Genomic DNA, 26,309 nt, shown 5'->3' on the forward strand with positions numbered 1-26,309 from the left:
CACGCCCCGTGGCAGAGCCGCCGCGGAGCGCAGCCGTGAAGCGACAGAGTCCGGGACCGCCCGGACCGCCGGCCGATCGGCGGCCTCTGTCGCGCGTCACTGACGGGACTCGGTGACGTATCCGCCGCGATGAACGCCGCCGCCTCACCACTGAAGGAGTGGGCGTCGTGACCGCGGAGACCTCCCAGACGCTCGACCGGGGACTCAGGGTCCTCAAGCTGCTGGCCGACACCGACCACGGGCTGACCGTCACCGAACTGTCCCAGAAACTGGGCGTCAACCGGACCGTCGTCTACCGCCTCCTCGCCACTTTGGAACAGCACGCGCTGGTCCGCCGCGACCTCGGCGGCCGGGCCCGGGTCGGGCTCGGGGTGCTGCGACTGGGCCGCCAGGTGCATCCGCTGGTACGCGAGGCGGCGCTGCCCGCGCTGCGGTCGCTGGCCGAGGACATCGGGGCCACGGCCCACCTGACGCTGGTGGACGGCGCCGAGGCGCTGGCGGTCGCCGTGGTCGAGCCCACCTGGACGGACTACCACGTCGCCTACCGGGCCGGTTTCCGCCACTCCCTGGACCGGGGCGCCGCCGGCAAGGCGATACTCTCCGCCCGCCGCCAGCCGGCCGGCGAGTCCGGTTACATCCTCACCCAGGGCGAGCTGGAGGCCGGCGCCTGCGGGGCCGCCGCGCCGCTGCTCGGGGTGACCGGCGTCGAGGGCAGCGTGGGCGTGGTGATGCTCGCGGACGCGGTGCCCGAGCGGGTGGGCCCGAGGGTGGTGGACGCGGCCCGCGAGGTGGCGGAGGCGCTCAGATGACGGCCACCGGCGGCTCCCGCCCGGGGCCGACCGGCCGGTGGCCGGTCCGTGTCGTCGCGTAGATTGACTTCGTGCTCTCTCGCCTCACTCGCCTCCAGGCCGTCACCGTCTGCGCGCTGCCCGTCGTGGCGCTGATCGCCACGGCGCTGTTCGCGCCGCTGCCGTTCTCGGTGGCGCAGCCGGGGTCGACGGCGGACGTGCTCGGCACGTTCAAGGGCAAGGAGGTCATCACCGTCTCCGGCCGGCCCGTACGGCACACCAGCGGGCAGCTGCGCATGGTGACCATCATGGCGACCGGCCCGGAGGCGCGCGTCTCGCTCGGTGACGTGGTCGACGGCTGGTTCGCCACCGACCGGGCGGTGATGCCGCGGGACGCGGTCTACGGCGGCGGCGACGTCCGGCAGATCGAGCAGCACAACGCCGAGCAGATGAAGCAGTCCCAGGACGCGGCCACCCGGGCCGCGCAGAAATACCTCGGGATGTCCGACCGGGACCTCAAGGTGAAGCTCCAGCTCGCCGACGTGGGCGGCCCCAGCGCCGGGCTGCTGTTCACCCTCGGCATCATCGACAAGGTCCGCGGCGCCGGCGGCGGCGCCGACCTCACGGGCGGCCGCACGATCGCCGGTACGGGCACGATCGACGCCGACGGCACGGTGGGCGCGGTCGGCGGCGTGTCCCTCAAGACGCAGGCCGCCCGGCGGGACGGCGCCACGGTCTTCCTGGTGCCCAGGGCCGAGTGCGGCGAGGCAGGATCGGAACTCCCCAAGGGCCTGCGCCTGGTCCCGGTCACCGACCTGAAGGGCACGGTGAACGCGCTGACCGCCCTGCGCGAGGGCAAGGACTCGTCCGTACCGAGCTGCTGAGCGGCAAGGACTCGGCACTCGGCCGTACCGAGCCGCTGAGCGCCGAGGACTCGGCCGTACCGAGCCGCGGAGCCGGCGACAGGGCCTAGACCGCCTGCCGGGTCATGGCGACCCCCTTCGGGGCGGTGGTGGCCAGCCGCAGGCCGACCTCGACGAGGGTCCAGCCGAGGCGGGCGCGCAGTTCGCGCGGCGCGCGCGGGGTGTCGGCGGCGAGCCGGTGGGTGTCGGCGGCGGAGCGGAGTTCGCGGGCGCGGGCGCGGTGCAGGGCGAGATGGGTCTCGGGGTGCATGGGCGGTCGCCTTTCGGTCCGTGGGGGAGTGGTCAGTCCTTGGGGAGCGGGAAGGCGTGCGTGTGGATGCGGACCGTCTCGGCCCCGGGCGGGGCCTCGGCGCCGGGCGCCTCGCGGTAGCTCTCGACCAGGTCGTGCATCTTCTCGATCAGGTCCCGGGTCCGCTCCGGCGTCAGCCGCAGCGTCATGCTGCTCAGGTCCGTGCTCCCGACCCAGTCCGCGCGCCGGTCGTCGCGGGTGCCGAGCCAGGTCGAGACCTCGCGGGCGTGGGTGGTCGCGATCTCGTGCAGATACAGGTCGGCGGCTCCGCGCACGGCCGGGTTGGCGCTCTCCAGGAGGTCGTCGTCGAAGCGCAGGCCCTCGATGGCCGCCCGCCACCACCGCTCCCGCCCCTTGCCGTGCTCCGGGGCGTCCTCGACGAAGCCGTGCGCGGCGAGCTGGCGCAGGTGGTAGCTGGTGGAGCCACTGGACTCGCCCAGCCGCTCGGCGAGTTGGGAAGCGGTGGCCGGACCGTTCAGGCGCAGGGCGTCCAGCAGCTGCATGCGCAGCGGATGGGCCAGCCCCCGCAGTGAACGGGCGTCCAGCTCGCGGACTCCGGACCGGCGCTGCTCGGACTCGGGGTGCTCGGACTCGGAGTGCACGGACTCGGGGTGCTCAGGCTCGGGGTGCTCAGGCTCGCGGACTTCGGGCTCGCGGTGTTCGGCCATGGGTATGAAGATAGCCATGCAAAGGAAGCATTGCAACGGTTTCTTTGCAACAAACCCTTTGCATGCCCTCCCTACTCCTCCGCCGCCTGCTCCACCAGCGGAATCACCCGCAGCGGCACCGGATTCTCCATCACGATCGCCGTGGACGCCCGGACGATCCCCTCGATGCCCACCACCCGGTCGATCACCCGCTGGAGGTCGGCGTTGGAGCGGGCCACCAGGCGGCAGAGCATGTCGCCGGTGCCCGTGGTGGTGTGCAGTTCCAGCACCTCCGGCACGGTCGCCAGGTGGGCGCGGACGTCCGCGCCCTGGCCCTGGCGGATCTGGAGGGTCGCGAAGGCCGTCACCGGGTAGCCGAGGGCCGCCGGATCGACCTCGGGGCCGAACCCGCGGATCACCCCGTTCGCCCGGAGGCGGTCCAGGCGCGCCTGCGCGGTCCCGCGCGCCACCCCGAGCCGCCGGGACATCTCCAGCACGCCGATGCGCGGCTCACGCGCCAGCAGCACGATGATGCGGCCGTCCAGCTGATCGATCGCCACAGGCCCCGCCTCCCGAGTGGTCATCCTGTACAGAAAGCCCGCCGACCGGGTGCTTTCACTGGTCATCCTGCCCAGCGGATGCGCGAACTATTGCGCACCTTGCGGACCCGGGTGACCCTTCGGCTATGACGCAGACCACACAGCACACTCCCGACGCGACCGCCCGGCAGGCCGACCCCTTCCCGGTCAAGGGAATGGACGCGGTCGTCTTCGCCGTGGGCAACGCCAAGCAGGCGGCGCACTTCTACTCCACCGCCTTCGGCATGAGCCTGGTCGCCTACTCCGGACCGGAGAACGGCAGCCGCGAGACCGCGAGTTACGTCCTGGAGAGCGGCTCCGCCCGGTTCGTGTTCACCTCGGTCATCAAGCCCTCCACCACCTGGGGCCACTTCCTCGCCGAGCACGTGGCCGAGCACGGCGACGGCGTCGTCGACCTCGCCATCGAGGTCCCGGACGCGCGCGCCGCCCACGCCTACGCCGTCGCGCACGGCGCCCGCTCGGTGGCCGAGCCGTACGAGCTGAAGGACGAGCACGGCACGGTCGTCCTCGCCGCGATCGCCACCTACGGCGAGACCCGCCACACCTTGGTCGAGCGCGGCGGCTACGACGGCCCGTACCTGCCCGGCTACACGACCGCCGAGCCCATGGTCGAACCGCCCGCCCGGCGCTCCTTCCAGGCGGTCGACCACTGCGTCGGCAACGTCGAACTCGGCCGGATGAACGAGTGGGTCGAGTTCTACAACAAGGTCATGGGCTTCACGAACATGAAGGAGTTCGTGGGCGACGACATCGCGACCGAGTACAGCGCGCTGATGTCGAAGGTCGTGGCCGACGGCACCCTCAAGGTGAAGTTCCCGATCAACGAGCCCGCGATCGCCAAGAAGAAGTCCCAGATCGACGAGTACCTGGAGTTCTACGGCGGTGCCGGCGTCCAGCACATCGCGCTGAACAGCAACGACATCGTCCAGACGGTCCGCCAGATGAGGGCGGCCGGGGTCCAGTTCCTGAACACCCCGGACTCGTACTACGACACCCTGGGCGAGTGGGTCGGCGACACCCGCGTGCCGATCGACACCCTGCGCGAGCTGAAGATCCTCGCCGACCGCGACGAGGACGGCTACCTGCTGCAGATCTTCACCAAGCCGGTCCAGGACCGCCCGACGGTGTTCTTCGAGATCATCGAGCGGCACGGCTCCATGGGCTTCGGCAAGGGCAACTTCAAGGCCCTGTTCGAGGCGATCGAGCGCGAGCAGGAGCGCCGCGGCAACCTCTGAGCCCTACCGCACGGACAGCTCGACCCCCGGCGGCGCCTCCGTCACCGGGGGTTCGCCCAGTGCGTCCAGTGCCGTCCGGGCCTCGGGCGCCCACCGGGGCGAGAAGGCGGGAGCGGTGCGCAGCGCCTGCCGGAGGTGGCGGCGGGCGGCCCCGGGCAGCTCCAGGGCCTGTTCGATCGCGCCCCGGTGGTACTCGTACAGCGCGTCGCGCACCCCGCCCCCCTTCGCCGCCTCGGTCGCCGTCGTGGCGAACGTCAGCGCCTCCTCGTCCTGCCCGGCCCGGTGCAGCGCCCAGCCCAGCGCGTCGGCCACCGCGGTGCCCGGCCGCAGCCGCCACTCGGCGCGCAGCCCGCGTACCGCCGCCTCGGCGTCACCGTGGTCCGCCTCCAGCCGCCCGAGCACCAGCGCGTCGTCCACCCCGGCCGCCGCGTCCTGCCCGGCCCGCTCCCGCACCCGGTCGTACTGCTCCTCGGCCTGCTCCTCCCGCCCCAGCGACTCGTCCAGCTCACCGAACTCCAGCAGGAGTTCCGGGCGCGGCCGGTCGCCCAGCGCCCGCCGGTAGGCGGCCAGGGCGTCCTCGGGCCGGCCCAGCGAGGCCAGCGTCCGGGCCCGCCCGGCCAGGGCGCCGGGCCGGCCGGCGTCGAGCCGCAGCGCCGCCCCGAAGTCCCGCAGCGCCTCCGCCAGGTCCCCGCGCTGCCACGCGAGGTCGCCCTCGCGCTCCACATAAGCGGCCCGCTCGGCGGGCGTGGCCGCGCCCGCCACCGCGTCGGCCAGCTGCGCCGCCGCGTCCTCGCGCCAGCCGCGGTCCCGGTAGACCTCGGCGGTCACCGCGCGTACGGCGGGGGAGTGGTCCAGCTTCGTCAGCCGGTCGAGGGCCTGCTGAGCGGCCTTGTGGTCACCGAGCCCGGTGCACGCGGTGATGAGCGGCGGATACGCCGTCCACCGCTTCGGGTCCAGGGCGAGCACCTGCTCGGCGCGGGCGCGGGCGGTACGGAAGTCCCGGCGCTCGTTCGCCAGGACCGCCAGCGCGGACAGCGCGTCCGCGTTCCCCGCCGGACGCAGCCGCAGCGAGGTCCCCAGCGCCTTGTCGGCCGGCGGGAGGTCCGCGGTGTCCGCCGTCCGCCGCGCCCGCTCGACGTACGCCGCCCCGAGCACCGCCCACGCCCCCGCGTCCCCGGGCACCGCCCGCACCCGCCGTTCCCGGTCGCCGATCAGCGCCGCCAGGTCGGGCGGCGCGGCGGGCACCCCGGCCGCCAGCGCGGACAGCGCCGCCGCCGTCCCGGGCACCCCGGGCGCGCCCCGCCGCACCGCATGCCGGGACCCGGACTGCCCGGACGGCCCGATCGGCTCCGGCCGCCCCGCGCCGAGCACACCCCCCGGAGCCCCCGTCAGCTCCGCCACCCCCGCCGCTCCCAGTACGGCCAACACCCCCAGCGCGATCAGCACGGCCGGTGTGACAAGCCGTCGAGGCCGTCGAGGCCGTGGAGGCCGCCGCCGCGGCTCGGGTGCCGGGGCCGCGGCCGGGCTCCGCACAGGCTTCTCCATGGCGCCCACTGTGCGTCAGCGGCCCCCGCCCGCCGGCCGCGACCCGGCGGCCGGACCCCACCGCCACCCGGCAGGCGGAGGCGGGCGGCGGATGGGCTTCACACCGATGGCCGCGAGTGCCACGCTGTGATCATGAGCCGTATCCAAGCCGCACCCGACGCAGCCGAGGGCAACCTCACCGACCGGCTCCTCGCGGGCCTGCCGGCCGAGGCGGTCCTCACCGATTCCGACGTCACGGCCTCCTACGCGCACGACATGGCGAGCTTCTGCCCGTCCGGCGCCCCGGCCGTCGTCGTCCTGCCGCGCACGGTGGAACAGGTCCAGCACGTGATGCGGATCGCCACCGAACTGCGCGTCCCCGTCGTCCCCCAGGGCGCCCGCACCGGCCTGTCCGGCGCGGCCAACGCCTCCGAGGGCTGCATCGTCCTGTCCCTCACCAAGATGGACCGCATCCTGGAGATCAGCCCGGTGGACCGCGTCGCGGTCGTCGAACCGGGCGTCGTCAACGCCGCGCTGTCCCGCGCGGTGGGCGAGTACGGCCTGTACTACCCGCCGGACCCCTCCAGCTGGGAGATGTGCACCATCGGCGGCAACATCGGCACCGCCTCCGGCGGCCTGTGCTGCGTGAAGTACGGGGTCACCGCCGAGTACGTGCTCGGCCTGGACGTGGTGCTCGCCGACGGCCGCCTGATGTCCACCGGCCGCCGCACCGCCAAGGGCGTCGCCGGATACGACCTCACCCGCCTCTTCGTCGGCTCCGAGGGCTCGCTCGGCATCGTCGTACGGGCCGTGCTCGCGCTGAGGCCGCAGCCGCCGCGCCAGCTCGTGCTCGCCGCCGAGTTCGCCTCCGCGAGCGCCGCCTGCGACGCGGTGTGCGCGATCATGGCGGGCGGCCATGCGCCGTCCCTTCTCGAACTCATGGACCGTACGACGGTGAAGGCCGTCAACGACCTCGCCCACATGGGCCTGCCCGAGACCACCGAGGCGCTGCTGCTCGCCGCGTTCGACACGCCCGATCCGGCCGCCGACCTCGCCGCCGTCGGCGCGCTGTGCGAGGCGGCCGGCGCCACCCAGGTCGTCCCGGCCGAGGACACCGCGGAGTCCGAGCTGCTGCTCCAGGCCCGGCGGCTGTCGCTGACCGCGCTGGAGGCGGTCAAGGGCACGACGATGATCGACGACGTGTGCGTGCCGCGGTCCCGGCTCGGCGAGATGCTCGACGGGGTCGAGCGGATCGCGGAGAAGCACGGGCTCACCATCGGGCTGTGCGCGCACGCCGGCGACGGCAACACCCATCCCACCGTCTGCTTCGACGCCCAGGACGCCGACGAGTCCCGGCGCGCCCGTGCGTCCTTCGACGAGATCATGGCCCTCGGCCTGCGGCTCGGCGGCACGATCACCGGCGAGCACGGTGTGGGCGTCCTGAAGAAGGAGTGGCTGGCGCGCGAGATCGGCCCGGTCGGGGTGGAGATGCAGCGGGCCGTCAAGCAGGTCTTCGACCCGCTGGGCATCCTCAACCCCGGCAAGCTGTTCTGAGCCGCGCCGCCGTACGCCCTCACCGCGCGAGCAGCCCGGCCAGCCCGTCGTCGATGCCGAGCCGCTCACCCTCGGTGCCCGGCGGCACCACCCGCAGGGTGCGTTCCAGCCACGCGGAGACCTGCGCGGACGGCGCCTCCAGCAGGGCCGTGCCGCCCGGCGAGTCCAGCGCCATCAGCACCACGCCGCGGCCGTCCGCCGTCGACGGCCACACCCGTACGTCACCGTGCCCGCACGGCCGGAACACCCCTTCCACGAGCAGTTCCCGGGCGAACGCCCAGTGCACCGGCTGCCCGGAGTCGACGTGGAAGTCGATGTGCACGGCGTACGGGTCGTCGGTGCGGTATCCCAGCCGGGCCGGCACCGGGATCCCCCGCCCGGGCGACAGGATCAGCCGCAGCTCCAGCTCGCGTTCCACCACCGTGTTCCGCATGGTCCTCGTTCCTCTCCACTCGTGACGCGACGCGTGCCGCCCGCGGGCTCCGGAAGGGGCCCGCGCGGGGGAGAGGCGGCCGCGTGGCGGGCATTACGCGGGTCGGCCGGAATTTTTCGCCGCCGCCGCCCTCCCCTTCCCCGCACCCCCACGGAGGTGAAGCAGGTGTGCGAGGTCGCCCGGAAAGGGGTGGGTACGGCGGGACTGGCGATGCCGGGTGCCCCGGTCTGATAGATGTGGAGCCCCCCAAGACGGCCCCCGAGCAGATACGGGACGACGGACATGAGCGCCCCAACCCCGGCACCAGGTGACGACAGGCCCCGCGAGGGGTACTACCCGGACCCGTCCATCCCCGGCTACGTCCGGTACTGGAACGGTGCCGCCTGGGTGCCCGGCACCAGCCGGCCGGCGCCCGTCGACGGCGAACCGCTCAGCCCGCCGCCCGGCGTGCGCCCCGCTCCCGCGGCGCCCGCGGCTCCGGCGGTCGAGGAGACGGGCCCGCACTTCTTCGACGAGGACCCCATCGGCGCACCGGGCCCGGCCGGTGGCCCCGCCCAGCCGCCGGCGGCCTGGGCCGCCGACCCCGCCCGGCAGTCCGGCTACGGCGGCGAGCGGGACCAGCACGTCTCCTGGACCGCCCCGGCCGCCGCCGACCCCCGGCTCGCCCACACCGTCGAACCGCCCGGCCGGCGCCCGGAGATCCCCGCCGCCGGTTCCGGCGGTGACGCCCAGCCGCCCGGGACCGCCGACCAAGGCCGAGGCCAGGGCCAGGGCCAGGGCCAGGTGCCGGTGCAGGGGCACGGGCACGGGCAGGGGCAGCCCGAGTCCGGCAGCACGTTCGTGTTCCGCCGGCCGGCCGCGGGGGACGGTCCCGCGGCCGGTGTCCCGGGGCCGGGCGGTCCCGCCGACGAGGGCACGATGACGTTCCGCCCGGTGGACCGACGGGAGCGCGGCGGCGGCCCGGCCGGTGCCGCCCCCGGCCGGCCGTCGGTGCCCGCCCAGGGCACCTCCGCGCCCGGCGGCTTCGGCCCAGGCCCAGGCTCCGGCCACGGCTCGGGCCCCGGCTTCGGCGCCGGGAAGGCCGCCGCCGCACGCGCCTCGGCCGCACCATCCCCCGCCCCCGCCCCGGCACCGGGACCGCCCCCGGGCCCGGCGCAGGGCCCGGCCTCCGCACCGGCCCCCGCCCCGGCTCCCGTCGCCCCGTCCCTGCCCCAGCAGTCCGGCCTGCCCCAGCCCGCCGCGGCCCCCGGCCCGCTGCCCACCCCGCTGACCAGCGGCCCCGGCGGCGGCCAGGCCTCCTGGGCCCAGCAGGTGCACCAACTCGCGGGAGCGGGCGGGGGCGCGAGTGCCGGTACGGGCGCCGCCGGGGCGGACGGGCAGCCCGTCGCCCCCTGGAAGCCCCCGGTCGAGGACCCGTTCCAGGCCCTGGCCCGCCGTCAGGCGGCGGCCCGGCCCGCCGGGATCGGCAAGCGGCTGGCCGCCCGTCTCGTCGACACGGTCGTCCTCGGGGCCGTCACCGCAGCGGCCGCCGTCCCGCTCGGCGCCCGGGCCGTCGACCACGTCGACGAGAAGATCGACACCGCCAAGCTGTCCGGCCGCACGGTCACCGTCTGGCTGCTGGACGGCACGACGGCCGCCTACCTCGGCATCGTCGTCGCCGTCCTGCTGGTCTTCGGGGTCCTGTACGAGGCGCTGCCCACCGCCAGGTGGGGCCGCACCCTGGGCAAGAAGCTCTGCGGGCTCCAGGTGCGGGACATCGAGGGCCACGAGCCCCCGTCGTTCGGCCCCGCGCTGCGCCGCTGGCTGGTCTACAGCGTGCCCGGGCTGCTCGGCGTGGGGGTCGTGGGCGTCCTGTGGTGCCTGTTCGACCGGCCCTGGCACCAGTGCTGGCACGACAAGGCGGCGCACACCTTCGTGGCGGGCTGACCGGATCGGCGGCGGGCCGACCGGGACGGCGTACACCGCGCGCCCGCGGTCATCCGTACGGCTGCTCGCCGGATGCGGCCGGACCCGGTTCGAGATCCACTCGGCGCATGAGCACCGAACCGCCCCCCGGCTCCGAACCGACCCCCGGCTCCGGACCCACGCCCCCTCCGGGCGGCCAGCCACCGCCGTCCGGCGGCGGCCCGCACGGCGGACGCAACCCGTACGACGACGGCCCCCGGGGCGAGGGCCGGCCGCGCGAGGGCGCTGACCCGTACGAGGGCGGCGGCCCGCGTGAGGAAGGCGGCCCGCGCGAGGGCGGCGGCCCGTACGGCGGGGAGAGCCCGTACGGCGGTGAGGGCGGCTTGTACGGCGGCGACAACCCGCCCGGCGGCGAAGGCGGCACCCACGGAAGCAGCCCGTACGGCGGCGGCGGTCCGTACGGCGGCGGCCCGCCCGGCGGCGCCCCCCACGGAGGAGGCCCGTACGGCGGCGGCCCCTACGGCGGCGGTCCCCACCTCGGTGATCCGCTCGCCGGGATGCCCCCGCTCGCCGACAGCGGCCGGCGCACCCTCGCGCGGATCATCGACCTGATCCTGGTCGGCATCGTCACCTGGGTGGTCACCTGGGGGCTGCGCGTCAACGAGTCCACGATGAACGCCGATCAGGTCCAGGTCGGCACGTCCCTGGCGCAGTCGGCCGTCGGCGTCGTCCTCTACCTCGCCTACGACACGTTCATGATCTCCAGGTCGGGCCAGACCCTGGGCAAACGCTGGCTGGGGATGCGCGTGGCCGACCTGAAGGACGGCTCCACCCCGTCCGCCGCGACCGCGCTGCTGCGCGCGGCGGTGCTCTGGATCCCGTTCTGGTTCTGCTGCGCCTGCATCTGGCTGGCGATCTGCGGGGGCTGGAGCTACTTCGACCGGCCCTACAAGCAGGGCCTGCACGACAAGGCGGCCAAGACGGTGGTGGTCAGCACCGAACGATGAGGTGACCTGGGGCGACCGGGCGGGGTGACCGGGCGAGCGGCCGGGCGTCAGGAGGCCGCCGTCGGCCCCTGGCCCCGCTTGACCCCGGCGAACACCGTCTCCCGCCGCGCGGCCGTCTCCCGCCGCGCGGCCGGCCTGGGCGCGGACTCGGGCGCCGCGGCCGGGGAGTCCTCCGCCGCCGCGGCGGCCGCGCGGGACTTCGGCAGCGGCACCGTCATCGCGACCAGCAGGCCCAGCGCGAGTGCGGCGAGGGCGATGACCGCGACCCCGACGCCCGAACTCGTCTGCGACAGCAGCAGCATGGCGAGCGTCGAGAAGATCACGGTGCAGGAACCGTAGGCGAGCTGTGCGGCGGTCGGACGAGGCATGGCAATCGTGTCCTCGGAAGGTCTTCGGAAGGTCTTGGGAAGGACTCGGGGGCGAGACGGGGTGGCGGCCTGGCTTTCCGCCGACTTCCGGGCGTTCCGCCAATCGACTCTAGTCCGCTGCATGCCCGAGAGGAACGTCCGGTAAGCGTGACCTAACCCACGGTGCCGGTGCATGGGGGGCGCACGGAGTCACGGCGCACACCGCCCGGCGCGGCATATGCGCCCGGCCGCCGCACCGACCCTCCCGATCCGCACCGGAGCGTCCGTAAAGCGAACGTCCGCTCCGCATAGTGCACTTGAACTGTCCAAGTCAAGGTCTGTCTTTTCTCGTAAACCTCTAGTCAAATGTCGTCACTTGAAAACACGTGTTGATCGCGCGCGGACCATCTCGTGGCAAAGAGACCCCCCTTCCGCGCGTGGAGGCGTGTCAGGGGAGGACATCAAGTGACAAGCAGACCCTGGACGTTCAGAGCGGCCGCGATCGGTGTCGCGCTCGCGGCGGCCACCGCCACGTTCTCGACGTTCGCAGTGGCCCAGGCCGCCACCACGGCCGGCGCCCCCGCCGCCGTCGACCGGCACGACCCGCAGCCGGCCGTGCAGCCCGAGCACAACCTCGACGGCCCGCTGAGCAAGACCCAGGACGCCCAGCGCCAGGAAGCCCTGAACCAGCTCATCGCCGGCAAGGCGAAGGTCCAGGACCGCCAGGGCTCCAAGGTGGTCGGCCTCAAGAGCAAGAAGGGCGACACCAAGTACGTCGAGCTGGGCCGGGAGAAGACCGACAAGATCTTCACCATCCTGGTCGAGTTCGGCGACCAGACGGACCCCAAGTACGGCGGCACCGCCGGGCCGCTGCACAACAAGATAGCCGCGCCGGACCGCAAGAAGGACAACTCCACGGCCTGGCAGAAGGACTACAACCAGAAGCACTTCCAGGACCTGTACTTCGGCACCGGCAAGAACACCGAGTCGGTCAAGAAGTACTACGAGAAGCAGTCCTCGGGCCGCTACTCGGTCGACGGCGAGGTCTCCGACTGGGTCAAGGTGCCCTACAACGAGGCCCGTTACGGCAACAACGCCTGCGGCTCCACCAACTGCCCCAGCGTGTGGAACGCGGTCAGCGACGGCGTCAACGCCTGGGTCGCCCAGCAGAAGGCGGCCGGCCAGTCGGATGCCGCCATCAAGGCGGACCTGGCCAAGTACGACCAGTGGGACCGCTACGACTACGACGGCGACGGCAACTTCAACGAGCCGGACGGCTACATCGACCACTTCCAGATCGTGCACGCCGGCGAGGACGAGTCCGCGGGCGGCGGCGTCCAGGGCAAGGACGCGATCTGGGCCCACCGCTGGTACGCCTTCGGCACCGACGCCGGCGCCACCGGCCCCACCGGCAACAAGCTCGGCGGCACCCAGATCGGGGGCACCGGCGTCTGGGTCGGCGACTACACCATCCAGCCGGAGAACGGCGGACTCGGCGTCTACGCCCACGAGTACGGCCACGACCTCGGCCTGCCGGACGAGTACGACACCGCAGGCGGCGAGAACTCCACCGGCTTCTGGACCCTGATGTCCTCCGGTTCCTGGCTCGGCCGCGGCGAGGACGCCATCGGCGACCTGCCCGGCGACATGAACGCCTGGGACAAGCTCCAGCTCGGCTGGCTGACCTACGACACCGCCAAGGCGGGCGTGAACTCCTGGCACAAGCTGGGCGTGTCCGAGTACAACACCAAGTACCGGCAGGCCGTGGTGGTCTCGCTGCCCGACAAGGCGGTCACCACCGAGGTCGTCAAGCCCGCGCAGGGCGCCACCCAGTGGTGGAGCGGCAGCGGCGACGACCTGAAGAACACGCTGACCCGGTCCGTGGACCTCACCGGCAGGAAGTCGGCCGCCCTCACCCTCGACGGCTGGTACGACATCGAGGCCAACTACGACTTCCTCTACACCGAGGTCTCCACCGACGGCGGCGCCAACTGGACCGCCCTGGACGGCACGGCCGACGGCCGGCCGATCCCGCGCGACGCCAGCGACAAGCCGGCCCTGACCGGTTCGGTGGCCGCCCACCAGAAGCTGGCCTACCCGCTGGACGCCTACGCCGGCCAGAAGATCCAGCTCCGCTTCCGCTACCAGACGGACGGCGGCGTGGCGCTCAAGGGCTTCGCGGCCGACGAGATCACGGTGACCGCCGACGGCACGCCGCTCTTCGCGGACGACGCCGAGAGCGCCGACCCGGCCTGGACGGCGACCGGCTTCTCCCGCATCGGCGGGTCCTTCACCAAGGACTACAAGCAGTACTACATCGCGGAGAACCGCCAGTACGTCTCGTACGACACCACGCTCAGGACCGGCCCGTACAACTTCGGTTCGGCCAAGCGCCCCGACTGGGTGGAGCACTACCCGTACCAGAACGGCCTGCTGATCTGGAAGTGGGACACCTCCCAGCCGGACAACAACACCGGCACGCACCCGGGCACCGGCCTGATCCTGCCGATCGACTCGCACCCGAACGTGCTCAAGTACAGCGACGGCACCCTGATGCGCAACCGCGTCCAGGCCTACGACTCGCCGTTCAGCCTGTACCGCACCGACGGCATCACGCTGCACAAGGCGGACGTCGCCACGAAGATCAAGTCGTCGAAGGGGGTGCCGGTCTTCAACGACCACACCAGCACCTACTACGACGCCTCGAACCCGGCCGCCGGCGTCAAGGTCACTGACACTGACACCCGGATCCAGATCACCAAGGAGGCCCACGACGGCTCCACGATCGAGCTGGAAGTCGGACGCGCGGTGAAGTAGAGGTAAAAAGCGCAGGTCAGAAACGTATCGGCGGCAACCCCCTGGCGGGTTGCCGCCGATCGTGTTTAGGTGCCTGCTGTGGTTCTCTTATTGACACCGACCGGAACGGGGACGTGAGCGCATGGCCGCAGGAGGTTTCAGCAAGCTGCCGGGCGGCACCGTGGTGGTGGCCCTCAACCTGCCCAGCCCCGCCCCCGACGGCCCCGGCGGCGTCCGCGTGCTCGTCCACGCCCACAACCGCGCCCGCGCCCTGACCCGGCTGCGCAACCTGGGCCTGCGCGCGGTCTACCTGCGGGGCAACACCGCCCCGCCCACCCCGGACGAGATCACCGCGGTCCTGCACCACCCGGACGGCCTGCTCTGGCGCACCTCGCCGGACGCTCCCGACAACGCTGTCGGCGCCGCGGCAGGCCCCCCGGAGCTGTGGCAGCCGATCAGGGCCCTGCTGCGCCGCCGGACGCCCGTCCAGGCGTAGGCCCGGCACATTCCGGTCCGCCCCGCCCGCCTACGCGACGACGGGCTTGCCCGTCAGCTCCACGCCCGCCGTGCGCAGCTCCTCCAGCGCCCGCTCGGTGGTCGGGGCGGCCACCCCGGCGGTGAGGTCGAGCAGCACCTGGGTGCGGAAGCCCTCGCGGGCGGCGTCCAGGGCGGTGGCCCGCACACAGTGGTCGGTGGCGATGCCCACCACGTCCACCTCGTCGATCTCCCGGGCCCGCAGCCAGTCGGCCAGGGACACGCCGTTCTCGTCGACGCCCTCGAAGCCGCTGTACGCGGCCGAGTAGGCGCCCTTGTCGAAGACGGCGTCGATCGCGCCGGAGGCGACGGCGGGCGCGAAGTTCGGATGGAAGCCCACGCCCTCGGTGCCCGCCACGCAGTGCGCGGGCCAGGAGCGGACGAAGTCCGGCTCGTCGGCGAAGTGCCCGCCGGGCGCGATGTGGTGGTCACGAGTGGCCACCACGTGCCGGTACCCGGCGGGCGCCTGCCCGATCAGCTCGGTGATCGCGGCGGCCACGTCGCCGCCGCCGGCCACCGCCAGGCTGCCCCCCTCGCAGAAGTCGTTCTGCACATCGACGACGATCAAGGCGCGGCGCATGGTGGGTGTCCTTCGGCTGTCGGGTCAGGGGGTGTGGGGGGCGGGCGGCTCGGCGGCGGGCACGGGCTTTAGTTACCCGAGCCCCCGGTGACGTACTCCGTCGGAAGGACGGGTTCCCCGCGCGAGAGCTGGGTCGCCGACAGCGGCAGCCCGGCCCGGGCGGCGGCGTGCCGCTCGCGTACCACGTCGAGCGGCTCGCGGCCGACCACCTCGCCGCCCTTGACCAACTCGGCCAGCAGCTCGCGGCCCACCAGTCCGGCGGGGACCGGGCCGGTGCCGACCACCTCGGCCTCGGCCACGCCGTCCGCGTCCAGGCGGCGGGCCGCCCACTTGCGGCCGCCGACGGAGGTCTTGCCGCCGCTGGACTTCTTCGCCACCGGCGTCAGCGGCGCCCCCGGATCGGCGGACTCGGCGCGGGCGACCAGCTTGTAGACCATCGAGCAGGTGGGGTGGCCGGACCCGGTGACCAGCTGGGTGCCCACGCCGTAGGCGTCCACCGGGGCGGCCGCGAGCGAGGCGATGGCGTACTCGTCCAGGTCCGAGGTCACGACGATCCTCGTGGCGTGGGCGCCCAGCTCGTCCAGTTGCTGGCGCACCCGGTGCGCGACCAGCAGCAGGTCGCCGGAGTCGATGCGCACCGCGCCCAGCTCGGGCCCGGCCACCTCCACGGCGGTGCGCACGGCCTCGGCGACGTCGTAGGTGTCCACCAGCAGGGTGGTGTCCCGGCCGAGCGAGTCCACCTGGGCCCGGAAGGCGTCCCGCTCGCTGTCGTGCAGCAGCGTGAAGGCGTGCGCGGAGGTGCCCACGGTGGGGATGTTGTAGCGGAAACCGGCGGCCAGGTCGGAGGTGGTGGCGAAGCCGCCGACATAGGCGGCGCGGGAGGCGGCGACCGCGGCCAGCTCGTGGGTGCGGCGGGCGCCCATCTCGATCAGCGGGCGCTCGCCGGCGGCCGAGGACATCCGGGAGGCGGCGGCGGCGATCGCCGAGTCGTGGTTGAGGATCGACAGGATCACGGTCTCCAGCAGCACGCACTCGCCGAAGGTCCCCTCCACCCGCAGCACCGGCGAGCCCGGGAAGTACACCTCGCCCTCGGGGTAGCCCCAGATGTCGCCGCTGAAGCGGTAGTCGGCCAGCCACTGCAAGGTGGGCTCGTCCACCACCCGCCGCTCCCGCAGATAGCCGAGCAGGCCCGCGTCGAAGCAGAAGTTCTCCACCGCGTCCAGCACCCGCCCGGTCCCGGCCACCACCCCGTAGCGGCGGCCCTCCGGCAGCCGCCGGGTGAAGACCTCGAAGACACTGCGCCGCTCGGCCGTACCGGCCTTGAGGGCGGCCTGCAGCATGGTCAGCTCGTAGTGGTCGGTGAAGAGCGCCGTAGAGGGAACGCCCACCCGTCGCCCACCCCCGCCCTTCTGCGGAAGCGCTTCGCGCGCATCTTCTTCCGGCAGCCCAAGGTCCGCTGTGTTCATGACCGAGGATCGTACTCCCATTTCGTCAGTCTGACGATTTAGGGGTGCGGTCCGTCACGGCCCTGCTCGTTTGTGCTCCCACCCCCCTGAGGTGGCAGCATGGGCCCTGTGACGGCAGCCGCACCCATCGAGATCGAGAAGACCGAGTCGGCGCAGGAGGTCTTCGCCGTACCCGAACCCGACGTCCCCTGGGTGACGATCGTCCACAACGACCCCGTCAATCTCATGAGCTACGTCGCCTACGTGTTCCAGACGTACTTCGGGTACTCCAAGGACAAGGCCACCAAGCTCATGCTCGACGTCCACCACAAGGGCCGGGCGGTCGTCTCCAGCGGCACCCGCGAGGAGATGGAACGGGACGTTCAGGCCATGCACGGCTACGGGCTGTGGGCCACCCTCCAGCAGGACCGCAAGTAGCGCGACACCAGCCCGCACCGGAAGCAGCGAACCTTCTCCATGCCTGGACACTTCGAACCGCTCCCCGGCGGCGGCGCGGCCGTCGCCCTCGACGAGGTCGAGATCTCCATCATCCGTTCCCTGGCCGTGCAGCTCCTGGAGCTGATCGGCCCCGGCCCGGCCGAGGAGGAGGGCGCCGACCCGCTCGCCGGGCTGTTCGCCGAGGGGCCGAGCGAGCCGCCCTCCGACCCGGTCCTCAAGCGGCTCTTCCCGGACGCCTACGGCGACCCCGGGCGGCCCCCGGCCGACGCCGAGGAGGCGGCCGAGCGGCGCGCCCACGCCGCCGAGTTCCGCCGCTACACCGAGAACGACCTGCGGGCCGGCAAGCGCGAGAACGCCCTGGCGGTGATCCACACGCTCGACGGGCTGTCCGCCGCCGGCGCGGGCGGGGCCGTCCTCGAACTGTCGCCCGAGGACTCCCGGCGCTGGCTCGGCGCGCTGAACGACCTGCGGCTGGCCATCGCCTCCCGGCTGGAGATCACCGAAGAGGACGAGGCCGACGACCTCTACCGCCTCCCGGACGAGGACCCGCGCAAGCCGATGGTGATGGCCTACCTGTGGCTGGGCGGGCTCCAGGAGACGCTCGTCTCCACCCTGCTGCCCTGACATCTGCCGCTATGTACGGATCGGGCGTTCGCTCAGCGGACGCTCAAATCCGGATAACGATCGCATCACCATCCTGACCGCTATGCACCCTTTGGTGCGGGTCTTGTCCGTTTTCTGCTGTGAGGTGCGTCACGGCACGCACCTGCGATCAGCTGTCCGAGCGTGGTAAATCTTCTCGACCGCCCGGCGAACACCACCCATGTTCGGCCGGGTGCGCCACCGAGCCGGCGACCGCCGGCGGGCACCACTCCATCATCCGGGGGGATCGAAACCCGATCCGCGGCCGACGAACGGTCCGGGTCGGCATGGAGAAAGGCGCACCACGCATGACCTCAGCGCAGGTCAAACAAGCACCCGACGGCGAAGAGGCCGTGCAGGACGGCGAGGGCTACCACCGCGGACTCGGCGCCCGGCAGATCCAGATGATCGCCATCGGCGGCGCCATCGGCACCGGCCTGTTCCTCGGCGCGGGCAAGGGCATCTCCAAGGCCGGCCCCAGCCTGATCCTGGCGTACGCCGTCGCCGGCTTCGTCATCTTCCTCATCATGCGCGCGCTCGGCGAGCTGCTGATGTACCGCCCGGTCTCCGGCTCGTTCTCGGAGTACGCGCGCGAGTTCATCGGCCCCTTCGCGGGCTTCGTGACCGGCTGGACGTACTGGCTGTTCTGGGTGGTCACCGGCATCACCGAGGTCACCGCCGCGGCCGCGTACATGACGTACTGGTTCGACATCCCGCAATGGGTGTCCGCGCTGATCTTCACCGTCGTGCTCTACGGCGCCAACCTGATCTCCGTGAAGCTCTTCGGCGAGCTGGAGTTCTGGTTCTCCATGGTCAAGGTCACCGCGATCATCGGCATGATCCTGATCTGCGTGGGCGTGCTGACCATCGGCTTCTCCGACGCCGGCTCCACCGCCTCCATGGGCCACCTGTGGAACGAGGGCGGCTTCTTCCCGCACGGTGTCGGCAGCACCCTGATGACCCTCCAGATGGTCATGTTCGCCTTCCTCGCCGTCGAGCTGGTCGGGGTCACCGCGGGTGAGTCCAAGAACCCCAGGTCCGTGCTGCCCCGTGCGATCAACACCGTGCCGTGGCGCATCGCCGTCTTCTACGTCGGCGCGTTGATCATGATCCTGTCGGTGGTGCCGTGGACGAGCTTCCACGCCGGCGCCAGCCCCTTCGTGGTCGCCTTCGAGAAGATGGGCCTGCCCGCGGGCGCCGGCATCGTGAACTTCGTGGTGCTCACCGCCGCCCTGTCCTCCTGCAACTCGGGCATGTACTCCACCGGCCGCATGCTGCGCGACCTCGCGCTCAACAGCCAGGGACCGCGGTTCTTCACCAAGCTGACCCGCAGCGGCACCCCGCTGGCCGGCACCACGTTCTCCGCCGCGCTGATGCTGGTCGGCGTCTGGATCAACTACCAGTGGCCGGGCAAGGCGTTCGACTACGTCGTCTCCTTCGCCACCATCTCCGGCATGTGGGCCTGGATCGTCATCCTGGTCTGCCAGATCCGCTACCGGGCCAGGTCCGACCGCGGCGAGCTGCCGAAGTCGGAGTTCCGCGCCCCGGGCGCCCCGTTCGCGAGCTGGTTCGCGCTCGCCTTCATCGGCATGGTGATCGTGCTGATGGGCATCGACAAGGACGCCAGGGTCTCGCTGTACTGCGCGCCGCTGTGGGGCCTGGTCCTCGCCGTCGCCTATCTGGTGCTCAAGCGCCGCAACCCGGAGGCCGCCGCCTTCCGCAGGCGCTGACCCCCCTCCCGCAGGACGTCCGGCCGGAGCGGCTACTCGTGGAACCCGCTCCGGCCACCGCTCAGGGCGTCCGGCATCTGGGCCGTTCCGTACCACCACCCGGTACGGAGCGGCCCTGCTGCTTATCCTTTGGCCCATGCTCACCATCACCCGGTCGCTCTACGACCAGATCGTCGCCCACGCCCGCGAGGACCACCCCGACGAGGCGTGCGGGGTGGTCGCCGGACCCGCCGGCACCGGCCGCCCCGAGCGGTTCGTGCCCATGCTGAACGCGGCCCGCTCGCCCACCTTCTACGAGTTCGACTCGCAGGACCTGCTCAAGCTCTACCGCGAGCTGGACGACCGCGACGAGGAGCCGGTGATCATCTACCACTCCCACACCGCGACCGAGGCGTACCCCTCGCGCACCGACATCTCCTACGCCAACGAGCCCGGCGCCCACTACGTCCTGGTGTCCACCGCCGACACGGACGCGGCCGGCCCCTTCCAGTTCCGCTCGTTCCGGATCGTGGCGGGCGAGGTCACCGAGGAGCAGGTCGAGGTGGTCGAGGCGTACTGAACCCGGTTTTCCCGAGGGGCGGACGGTTTCCGACCAAGGGGTGAGATCACACTCTGGGCAGCGGACCGGGAATCGTTACGATGAGCCCATGGTTCTCCACGACGTGCGCGACGAGACGCCGGGCACACCGCTGCTCGTGGCGCGGCTGCACGTCGACCTGTGCAGGTCGAACAGCGCCATCTGTTGACGTTCCCTGCCGCCGTACGGCCGTGAGCCGCGGCGCGCGGCCGCACACGCGCACCCCATGACGACACCTTCCTGAACAGGAGCCCGCCACCATGGCCATCGAGGTCCGCATCCCCACCATCCTCCGCACCTACACCGACGGCCGGAAGGCGGTGGAGGGGAACGGGGAGACGCTCGCCGCGCTCTTCGCCGACCTCGAAGCCCGGCACCCGGGCATCCAGGCCCGCATCGTGGACGGCGAGCAGCTGCGCCGCTTCGTCAACGTCTACCTGAACGACGAGGACGTCCGCTTCCTGGACGGCATCAACACCAAGCTCGCCGACGGCGACAACGTGACGATCCTGCCGGCCGTGGCCGGCGGCATGCGCTGATCGGCCGCTGAGCAGCGATGCGCTACGACTCCCCGCTGGCCGCGGTGGGCAACACCCCCCTGGTGCGCCTGCCGCGGCTCTCGCCGTCCGCCGACGTCCGGATCTGGGCGAAGCTGGAGGACCGCAATCCGACCGGCTCGGTCAAGGACCGTCCCGCCCTGCACATGATCGAGCAGGCGGAGAAGGACGGCCGCCTCACCCCGGGCTGCACGATCCTGGAGCCCACCTCCGGCAACACCGGCATCTCGCTGGCCATGGCGGCCAAGCTCAAGGGCTACCGCATGGTGTGCGTGATGCCGGAGAACACCTCCCAGGAGCGCCGGGACCTGCTGGGCATGTGGGGGGCGGAGATCATCCCCTCCCCGGCCGCCGGCGGCTCCAACACCGCCGTCCGGGTGGCCAAGGAGCTGTCCGCCGAGCACCCGGACTGGGTGATGCTCTACCAGTACGGCAACCCGGACAACGCGGGCGCGCACTACGCGACCACCGGCCCCGAGATCCTCGCCGACCTGCCCTCGGTCACCCACTTCGTGGCGGGCCTGGGCACCACCGGCACCCTGATGGGCGTCGGCCGCTATCTGCGCGAGCACAAGCCGGACGTGCGGATCGTCGCCGCCGAGCCGCGCTACGACGATCTCGTGTACGGCCTGCGCAACCTCGACGAGGGCTTCGTCCCCGAGCTGTACGACGCCTCCGTGCTCACCACCCGCTTCTCGGTCGGCTCCGCCGACGCGGTCACCCGCACCCGTGAACTCCTCCAGCAGGAGGGCATCTTCGCGGGCGTCTCGACGGGCGCCGCGCTGCACGCCGCGATCGGCGTCGGCCGCAAGGCCCTCCAGGCCGGTGAGAGCGCCGACATCGTGTTCGTGGTCGCCGACGGCGGCTGGAAGTACCTCTCCACCGGCGTCTACACGGCCGCCACCACCGAGGAGGCCATCGAGACACTCCAGGGCCAGCTCTGGGCGTAAGGCCAAGGCTTCCTCGGGCCCCCTCGGGGCCTCTTCGGCAGGCGCCGGACAGCCCGCCGGACCCGCATCAAGCGCGCGCCAGCCCCCTCCCACGAGGGGGCCAACCGCATCCTATGGAGTAGCAAAGAATTCCCGCCGGTACTGCCGGTCGCCCTCGGGCCGGAGCTACGTTCCTCCTCGCACCCTGACATGTCACGTTCAGCGGCATTCCGGGGTGTCTGAATGTCATGCTCATGACTGCGCGGTTCTGCCGCCGCTACGCGCGTCACGGGCCTGCCCGGAGCGAGAAACCCCACTTCCCGATGGAGGCAGTACCCCATGCGTGAGTCACGCCCGAGCGGGCGCAGACGGAGTCTCACCAGACTCCTCTCCGTCGCCTTCCCCGCCCTCGCCCTCAGCCTCGCCGGCTTCACCGCGGCACCCACGGCCGGGGCCGCCCAGGCCGCGGCGCCCACCTCAGCGACCCACACCTCCCCGGTCACGCAGAACGCCACCGCGCTGACCGCCCCCGAGCGCCAGACCTTCCACACCACCGGCAAGGCCGGCCAGAAGGTGCCCACCCAGCACCTGTGCGCCACCGCCGCACCGGGCCACGCCTCCTGTTTCGCCCAGCGCCGCACCGACATCAAGCAGAGCCTCGCCGCGGCGCTGGCCGCCGCCGCGCCCTCCGGCCTGTCCCCGGCCAACCTGCACAGCGCCTACAACCTGCCCACCACGGGCGGTTCGGGCCTGACGGTGGCCCTGGTCGACGCCTACAACGACCCCAACGCCGAGTCGGACCTGGCCACCTACCGCTCGCAGTTCGGCCTCTCCGCGTGCACCAAGGCCAACGGCTGCTTCAAGCAGGTCAGCCAGACCGGCTCCACCACCTCGCTGCCCACCAACGACAGCGGCTGGGCCGGTGAGGAAGCGCTCGACATCGACATGGTCAGCGCGGTCTGCCCGAACTGCAGCATCATCCTGGTCGAGGCCAACTCCGCGACCGACTCCGACCTCGGCACCGCCGAGAACGAGGCCGTCACGCTCGGCGCCAAGTTCGTCTCCAACAGCTGGGGCGGCGACGAGTCCTCCAGCCAGACCAGCGAGGACACCCAGTACTTCAAGCACCCGGGCGTCGCCATCACCGTCTCCGCGGGCGACTCCGGCTACGGCGCCGAATACCCGGCGACCTCCCAGTACGTGACGGCCGTCGGCGGCACCGCGCTGACCACCGCCGCCAACTCCCGCGGCTGGTCGGAGTCGGTGTGGAACACCAGCTCCACCGAGGGCACCGGCTCCGGCTGCTCCGCCTACGACCCCAAGCCGAGCTGGCAGACCGACACCGGCTGCGCCAAGCGCATGGAGGCCGACGTCTCCGCGGTCGCCGACCCGGCCACCGGCGTCGCGGTCTACGACACCTACGGCGGCTCCGGCTGGGCGGTCTACGGCGGCACCAGCGCCTCGTCCCCGATCATCGCCGGCGTCTACGCCCTCGCCGGCACCCCGGGCTCCGGTGACTACCCGGCGAAGTACCCCTACAGCCACACCGGCAACCTGTACGACGTGACCAGCGGCTCCAACGGCTCCTGCTCCACCTCGTACTTCTGCAAGGCGACCACCGGCTACGACGGCCCGACCGGCTGGGGCACCCCGAACGGCACCACCGCGTTCACCTCGGGCGGCGGCGGCACCGGCAACACGGTGAGCGTCACCAACCCCGGCAGCCAGTCGACCACCACCGGCGGCTCGGTCAGCCTCCAGATCAATGCCACCGACAGCGCCGGCGCGGCCCTCACCTACAGCGCCTCCGGCCTGCCCGCCGGCCTGTCGATCAACAGCTCCACCGGCCTGATCACCGGCACCGCCGCCACCGCCGGCACCTATCAGGTCACGGTCACCGCGAAGGACTCCACCGGCGCCACCGGCTCCACCTCCTTCACCTGGACCGTCGGCACCGGCGGGGGCGGCACCTGCGGCTCCGCGCAGCTGCTGGGCAACGCGGGCTTCGAGTCCGGCAACACCACCTGGACCGCCTCCAGCGGCGTCATCACCAACGACAGCGGCGAGGCCGCCCACAGCGGCTCCTACAAGGCGTGGCTGGACGGCTACGGCAGCACCCACACCGACACCCTGTCCCAGTCCGTGACCATCCCGTCCGGCTGCAAGGCGACGCTCACCTTCTACCTGCACATCGACACGGCCGAATCCGGCAGCACCGCCTACGACAAGCTCACGGTGACGGCCGGCTCCAAGACCCTGGCCACGTACTCGAACGCCAACGCGGCCTCCGGCTACGCCCAGAAGTCCTTCGACCTGTCCTCGCTGGCCGGCTCCACGGTCTCGCTGAAGTTCAGCGGCGCCGAGGACTCCTCCCTGCAGACCAGCTTCGTCATCGACGACACGGCGCTGACGACCGGCTGACCCGTCCCGCGCACCGCGCCCAGGCCCCGGCCGGATCACCGGCCGGGGCCCCGGCGTGCGCGGCGGAAGGGATCCTGATGTGCTGGAGGAACGTCACATCGGCATCAGGGCACTCGGCCCCGGAACGGGACAGCAGAAAGGCGGCCGCTCCCATGCGCCGTACGACGCTCCACCGCACCACCGTCGCCACCGCCGCGGCGGCGGCAGCACTGCTCCTCGCCGGCTGCGGCGGACAGCAGGACGGCAAGGGCTCCGCGGGTCCCACGCACGGCGGCGGCACCGCGACCGCCCCCGCCTCACCGGCCGGCTCCACCACCCCGCCGCCGCGGACCTCCGGTCCCGCACCCGCCTCCCCCGACCCGACCGCCTCCGGACACCCCGCCGGCTGCGCCGGTCACCTCCAGCTCTCCGCCGCCGACTCCGGCCGCACCCTGTGCCTGGCCGTCGGCGGCGAGCTGCGGCTGACCCTGGACGGCAGCAAGGACCGGCCCTGGAGCCCGGTCCGGGCCGAGGGCGCCACTCTGAGGACCGGCAACCCGGGCATCGTGATGCTGCCCGGCGACGCGCTGGCCGCCTACACCGCCGTCGAGCCCGGCACGGCGCACCTGACCTCGACCCGGCCCGCCTGCCCGGCCGCACCCGGCCGGATCTCCTGCAAGGCCCTCCAGGAATGGACGGTCACCGTGAAGGTGACGAAGCCATGAGACGCACCGCCATGAGACCCACCCCCGCCCCGGCGCTCAGCCGGCCAGGTACCGCACCTGGTCCCACAGCACCGGGTCCACGACCCCCACCCGGCGCCGGAAGTCCCACACCGGCACCTCGCGCACCTCGTCGGTCTCCAGGAAGCTGGTCCGCCCGTGGGCGTCCCCGACCGAGCCGGGCGGCAGCGGGATCACCCCGGCGCGCTCGTCGTGGAACTTGCTGGTGATCTTGGCGACCCGGGCGCGCTTGCCATGCACGGACAGCACCAGACAGGGCCGGTCCTTCGACCCCGGGCCCTCCTCGTAGGGCACGTCGGCCCACCAGATCTCCGCGGGCCGCGGCCGGACGGCCCCGGCCTCCGGCCGACCCGGCGGCCGCGACCGCCGCCCGGCGGGCCGCCGCCCGCGCCCCCACCCGTCGACGAGCGTGGCGACCAGCGCGAGCAGCACCACCGCCGCGAGCGCCAGCCACCAGGACGTGTCCATAACCATGACGTTACCGGCGCACGCCTTTCTATGCGCGCCCTCTGCGACGCCCCATGCGCCCCACGTCCAGCCGAACCGGTGACACCACAGGTGAGTTCGCCCACAACCGCCCTTGCCGAAGGAGCCAGGGGCCGCCGCGCGCCTTACCCTCGACGGACCGCACGACCCCCGTCACCTTCCGTATCCAACCCGCCAGCGGAGGTTTCTGCTCCATGAAGCTCACCGTCGTCGGCTGCTCGGGGTCGTTCCCGTCCGCGGAATCGGCCTGTTCGAGCTACCTCGTAGAGGCCGACGGCTTTCGGCTGCTCCTCGACATGGGCAACGGCGCCCTGGGCGAGCTGCAGCGCCACTGCGGTCTCTACGACCTCGACGCGATCTTCCTGAGCCATCTGCACGCCGATCACTGCATCGACATGTGCGCGTACTTCGTCGCGCGCTACTACCGGTTCGACGGCGGCCGTTGCGACCCGCTGCCGGTCCACGGCCCCGAGGGCACCGAGCACCGGCTGACCACGGCCTACGCCGACACCCCCTCCGCCTCCTCCATGAGCGAGGTCTTCGACTTCCACACGGTCAAGCCCGGCACCTTCGAGATCGGCCCCTTCACCGTGCACACCGACCGGGTCGCCCACCCCGTGGAGGCGTACGCCATCCGCGTCGAGCACGGCGGCCGGACGCTGACGTACTCCGGTGACACCGGCATCAGCGGCGCCCTGGACGAACTCGCCCGGGACGCCGACCTCTTCCTGTGCGAGGCCGCCTTCACGGACGGCAAGGAGGACATCCCCGACCTCCACCTCAACGGCCGCGAGGCCGGGGAGGCCGCCGCCCGCGCCGGCGTGGGCCGGCTCGTCCTCACCCACATCCCGCCGTGGACCGACCCGCAGATCAACCTCACCGACGCCCGCGCGGCCTACGCCGGCCCGGTCGAGCTGGCGGCGCCGGGAGCGACGTACGAGATCTGAACGCCGGCGGCGGTGTCAGCGGTGCCGGCGGCACGACGAGGCCCCCCGGGCGGCTGCTTCCGTTCTAGTGGTCGTCGCAACACCTCAGCTCAGGGGATGCGATGGACTTCAAGATTCGGGAGGACCGGGGGCAGGCGTCAGGCCGCAAGGCCCTGGTCCGTGAGCGGGAGGAATACTTCCGGCTCATGGACCAGGGCGTCAGCAGCATGGAGGCTTGCCGGATCGTCGGCATC

General features: G+C 72.6%; 27 protein-coding genes. 18 read left to right on the top strand and 9 right to left on the bottom strand.

All coding sequences use genetic code 11. From position 1 onward, the window contains the following. Nucleotides 1-167 precede the first annotated feature (167 nt). Both ABZ858_RS32245 and ABZ858_RS32250 read left to right on the top strand, forming a co-directional pair. A complete protein-coding gene (locus ABZ858_RS32245) occupies nucleotides 168-809 on the top strand; it encodes a helix-turn-helix domain-containing protein (RefSeq protein WP_361386706.1) in 642 nt (213 codons plus the stop codon). 71 nt (nucleotides 810-880) lie between these two features. Continuing rightward, nucleotides 881-1,672, top strand: coding sequence for a S16 family serine protease (locus ABZ858_RS32250; protein WP_361386709.1), 792 nt, complete (start codon nucleotides 881-883; stop codon nucleotides 1,670-1,672). Between the two features lie 85 nt (nucleotides 1,673-1,757). Here ABZ858_RS32250 and ABZ858_RS32255 read toward each other — a convergent pair whose 3' ends face one another. The 3 genes from ABZ858_RS32255 to ABZ858_RS32265 form a co-directional block, all read right to left on the bottom strand. Beyond that, complete coding sequence (locus ABZ858_RS32255; protein WP_361386712.1) at nucleotides 1,758-1,961, bottom strand: hypothetical protein; 204 nt, start codon at nucleotides 1,959-1,961, stop codon at nucleotides 1,758-1,760. Nucleotides 1,962-1,993: 32 nt separating this feature from the next. After that, nucleotides 1,994-2,668: a helix-turn-helix domain-containing protein gene (locus ABZ858_RS32260; RefSeq protein WP_361386715.1), complete on the bottom strand. Its 675-nt coding sequence runs from the start codon at nucleotides 2,666-2,668 to the stop codon at nucleotides 1,994-1,996. A gap of 71 nt (nucleotides 2,669-2,739) precedes the next feature. Further along, complete coding sequence (locus tag ABZ858_RS32265) at nucleotides 2,740-3,207, bottom strand: Lrp/AsnC family transcriptional regulator (protein WP_361386718.1); 468 nt, start codon at nucleotides 3,205-3,207, stop codon at nucleotides 2,740-2,742. Nucleotides 3,208-3,332: 125 nt separating this feature from the next. Between ABZ858_RS32265 and hppD the strand changes: the two genes are divergently transcribed. Next, nucleotides 3,333-4,481 carry a 4-hydroxyphenylpyruvate dioxygenase gene (gene hppD, locus ABZ858_RS32270; RefSeq protein WP_361386721.1) on the top strand — a complete coding sequence of 383 codons (1,149 nt, stop codon included), beginning with the start codon at nucleotides 3,333-3,335 and terminating at the stop codon, nucleotides 4,479-4,481. A 3-nt stretch (nucleotides 4,482-4,484) separates the two neighbouring features. On the opposite strand, the gene ABZ858_RS32275 is transcribed toward hppD, so the two are convergent. Then, nucleotides 4,485-6,026 (bottom strand): tetratricopeptide repeat protein, encoded by a 1,542-nt coding sequence (locus ABZ858_RS32275; RefSeq protein ID WP_361386724.1) that lies wholly within the window; start codon nucleotides 6,024-6,026, stop codon nucleotides 4,485-4,487. A gap of 126 nt (nucleotides 6,027-6,152) precedes the next feature. On the opposite strand from ABZ858_RS32275, the gene ABZ858_RS32280 reads away from it, so the two are divergent. Then, complete coding sequence (locus ABZ858_RS32280; protein ID WP_361386727.1) at nucleotides 6,153-7,559, top strand: FAD-linked oxidase C-terminal domain-containing protein; 1,407 nt, start codon at nucleotides 6,153-6,155, stop codon at nucleotides 7,557-7,559. 19 nt (nucleotides 7,560-7,578) lie between these two features. Here ABZ858_RS32280 and ABZ858_RS32285 read toward each other — a convergent pair whose 3' ends face one another. Beyond that, nucleotides 7,579-7,992: an SsgA family sporulation/cell division regulator gene (locus ABZ858_RS32285; RefSeq protein ID WP_361386730.1), complete on the bottom strand. Its 414-nt coding sequence runs from the start codon at nucleotides 7,990-7,992 to the stop codon at nucleotides 7,579-7,581. 282 nt (nucleotides 7,993-8,274) lie between these two features. Between ABZ858_RS32285 and ABZ858_RS32290 the strand changes: the two genes are divergently transcribed. Next, entirely contained in the window at nucleotides 8,275-9,918 is a 1,644-nt protein-coding gene (locus ABZ858_RS32290) for an RDD family protein (protein ID WP_361386733.1), read from the top strand. A 107-nt stretch (nucleotides 9,919-10,025) separates the two neighbouring features. Further along, entirely contained in the window at nucleotides 10,026-10,904 is an 879-nt protein-coding gene (locus ABZ858_RS32295; RefSeq protein WP_361386736.1) for an RDD family protein, read from the top strand. 47 nt (nucleotides 10,905-10,951) lie between these two features. Here the strand turns inward: ABZ858_RS32295 and ABZ858_RS32300 are convergent, their stop codons facing one another. Beyond that, nucleotides 10,952-11,272, bottom strand: coding sequence for a hypothetical protein (locus ABZ858_RS32300; protein WP_361386739.1), 321 nt, complete (start codon nucleotides 11,270-11,272; stop codon nucleotides 10,952-10,954). 444 nt (nucleotides 11,273-11,716) lie between these two features. Here ABZ858_RS32300 and ABZ858_RS32305 point away from each other — a divergent pair, with 444 nt between their 5' ends. Together ABZ858_RS32305 and ABZ858_RS32310 are read left to right on the top strand one after the other, a co-directional pair. After that, nucleotides 11,717-14,068 (top strand): immune inhibitor A domain-containing protein, encoded by a 2,352-nt coding sequence (locus ABZ858_RS32305; RefSeq protein WP_361386742.1) that lies wholly within the window; start codon nucleotides 11,717-11,719, stop codon nucleotides 14,066-14,068. A gap of 121 nt (nucleotides 14,069-14,189) precedes the next feature. Next, complete coding sequence (locus tag ABZ858_RS32310) at nucleotides 14,190-14,543, top strand: hypothetical protein (RefSeq protein ID WP_361386745.1); 354 nt, start codon at nucleotides 14,190-14,192, stop codon at nucleotides 14,541-14,543. A gap of 30 nt (nucleotides 14,544-14,573) precedes the next feature. Here the strand turns inward: ABZ858_RS32310 and ABZ858_RS32315 are convergent, their stop codons facing one another. Next, on the bottom strand, nucleotides 14,574-15,161 hold the full coding sequence (locus tag ABZ858_RS32315) for a nicotinamidase (RefSeq protein ID WP_361386748.1): 588 nt from the start codon (nucleotides 15,159-15,161) through the stop codon (nucleotides 14,574-14,576). 68 nt (nucleotides 15,162-15,229) lie between these two features. Next, the gene (locus tag ABZ858_RS32320; protein ID WP_361386751.1) at nucleotides 15,230-16,549 is read right to left on the bottom strand and encodes a nicotinate phosphoribosyltransferase; all 1,320 of its coding nucleotides are present in this window, start codon (nucleotides 16,547-16,549) and stop codon (nucleotides 15,230-15,232) included. Between the two features lie 177 nt (nucleotides 16,550-16,726). Here ABZ858_RS32320 and clpS point away from each other — a divergent pair, with 177 nt between their 5' ends. From clpS to ABZ858_RS32365, 9 genes are all read left to right on the top strand, one after another. Next, the gene (clpS, locus tag ABZ858_RS32325) at nucleotides 16,727-17,044 is read left to right on the top strand and encodes an ATP-dependent Clp protease adapter ClpS (protein WP_361386754.1); all 318 of its coding nucleotides are present in this window, start codon (nucleotides 16,727-16,729) and stop codon (nucleotides 17,042-17,044) included. A 39-nt stretch (nucleotides 17,045-17,083) separates the two neighbouring features. After that, on the top strand, nucleotides 17,084-17,689 hold the full coding sequence (locus ABZ858_RS32330; RefSeq protein ID WP_361386757.1) for a DUF2017 domain-containing protein: 606 nt from the start codon (nucleotides 17,084-17,086) through the stop codon (nucleotides 17,687-17,689). Nucleotides 17,690-18,015: 326 nt separating this feature from the next. Continuing rightward, nucleotides 18,016-19,437: an amino acid permease gene (locus tag ABZ858_RS32335; RefSeq protein WP_361386760.1), complete on the top strand. Its 1,422-nt coding sequence runs from the start codon at nucleotides 18,016-18,018 to the stop codon at nucleotides 19,435-19,437. 136 nt (nucleotides 19,438-19,573) lie between these two features. Next, the gene (locus ABZ858_RS32340) at nucleotides 19,574-19,996 is read left to right on the top strand and encodes a M67 family metallopeptidase (protein WP_361386763.1); all 423 of its coding nucleotides are present in this window, start codon (nucleotides 19,574-19,576) and stop codon (nucleotides 19,994-19,996) included. A gap of 88 nt (nucleotides 19,997-20,084) precedes the next feature. After that, nucleotides 20,085-20,183 carry a putative leader peptide gene (locus ABZ858_RS32345; protein WP_361386766.1) on the top strand — a complete coding sequence of 33 codons (99 nt, stop codon included), beginning with the start codon at nucleotides 20,085-20,087 and terminating at the stop codon, nucleotides 20,181-20,183. Between the two features lie 91 nt (nucleotides 20,184-20,274). Further along, nucleotides 20,275-20,553, top strand: coding sequence for a MoaD/ThiS family protein (locus ABZ858_RS32350; protein ID WP_361386769.1), 279 nt, complete (start codon nucleotides 20,275-20,277; stop codon nucleotides 20,551-20,553). A gap of 17 nt (nucleotides 20,554-20,570) precedes the next feature. Beyond that, nucleotides 20,571-21,521, top strand: coding sequence for a cysteine synthase (locus ABZ858_RS32355; RefSeq protein WP_361386772.1), 951 nt, complete (start codon nucleotides 20,571-20,573; stop codon nucleotides 21,519-21,521). Nucleotides 21,522-21,839: 318 nt separating this feature from the next. Beyond that, a complete protein-coding gene (locus ABZ858_RS32360) occupies nucleotides 21,840-23,921 on the top strand; it encodes a putative Ig domain-containing protein (RefSeq protein WP_361386775.1) in 2,082 nt (693 codons plus the stop codon). Between the two features lie 152 nt (nucleotides 23,922-24,073). Then, nucleotides 24,074-24,625 carry a hypothetical protein gene (locus tag ABZ858_RS32365; protein WP_361386778.1) on the top strand — a complete coding sequence of 184 codons (552 nt, stop codon included), beginning with the start codon at nucleotides 24,074-24,076 and terminating at the stop codon, nucleotides 24,623-24,625. A 36-nt stretch (nucleotides 24,626-24,661) separates the two neighbouring features. On the opposite strand, the gene ABZ858_RS32370 is transcribed toward ABZ858_RS32365, so the two are convergent. Continuing rightward, the gene (locus tag ABZ858_RS32370; protein ID WP_361386781.1) at nucleotides 24,662-25,111 is read right to left on the bottom strand and encodes a type II toxin-antitoxin system PemK/MazF family toxin; all 450 of its coding nucleotides are present in this window, start codon (nucleotides 25,109-25,111) and stop codon (nucleotides 24,662-24,664) included. A gap of 212 nt (nucleotides 25,112-25,323) precedes the next feature. Between ABZ858_RS32370 and ABZ858_RS32375 the strand changes: the two genes are divergently transcribed. Next, nucleotides 25,324-26,076 carry an MBL fold metallo-hydrolase gene (locus ABZ858_RS32375; protein WP_361386784.1) on the top strand — a complete coding sequence of 251 codons (753 nt, stop codon included), beginning with the start codon at nucleotides 25,324-25,326 and terminating at the stop codon, nucleotides 26,074-26,076. The last annotated feature ends 233 nt before the right edge of the window (nucleotides 26,077-26,309 follow it).

The sequence above is a fragment of the Streptomyces sp. NPDC047017 genome, assembly GCF_040644175.1.
Lineage (GTDB): Bacteria > Actinomycetota > Actinomycetes > Streptomycetales > Streptomycetaceae > Streptomyces.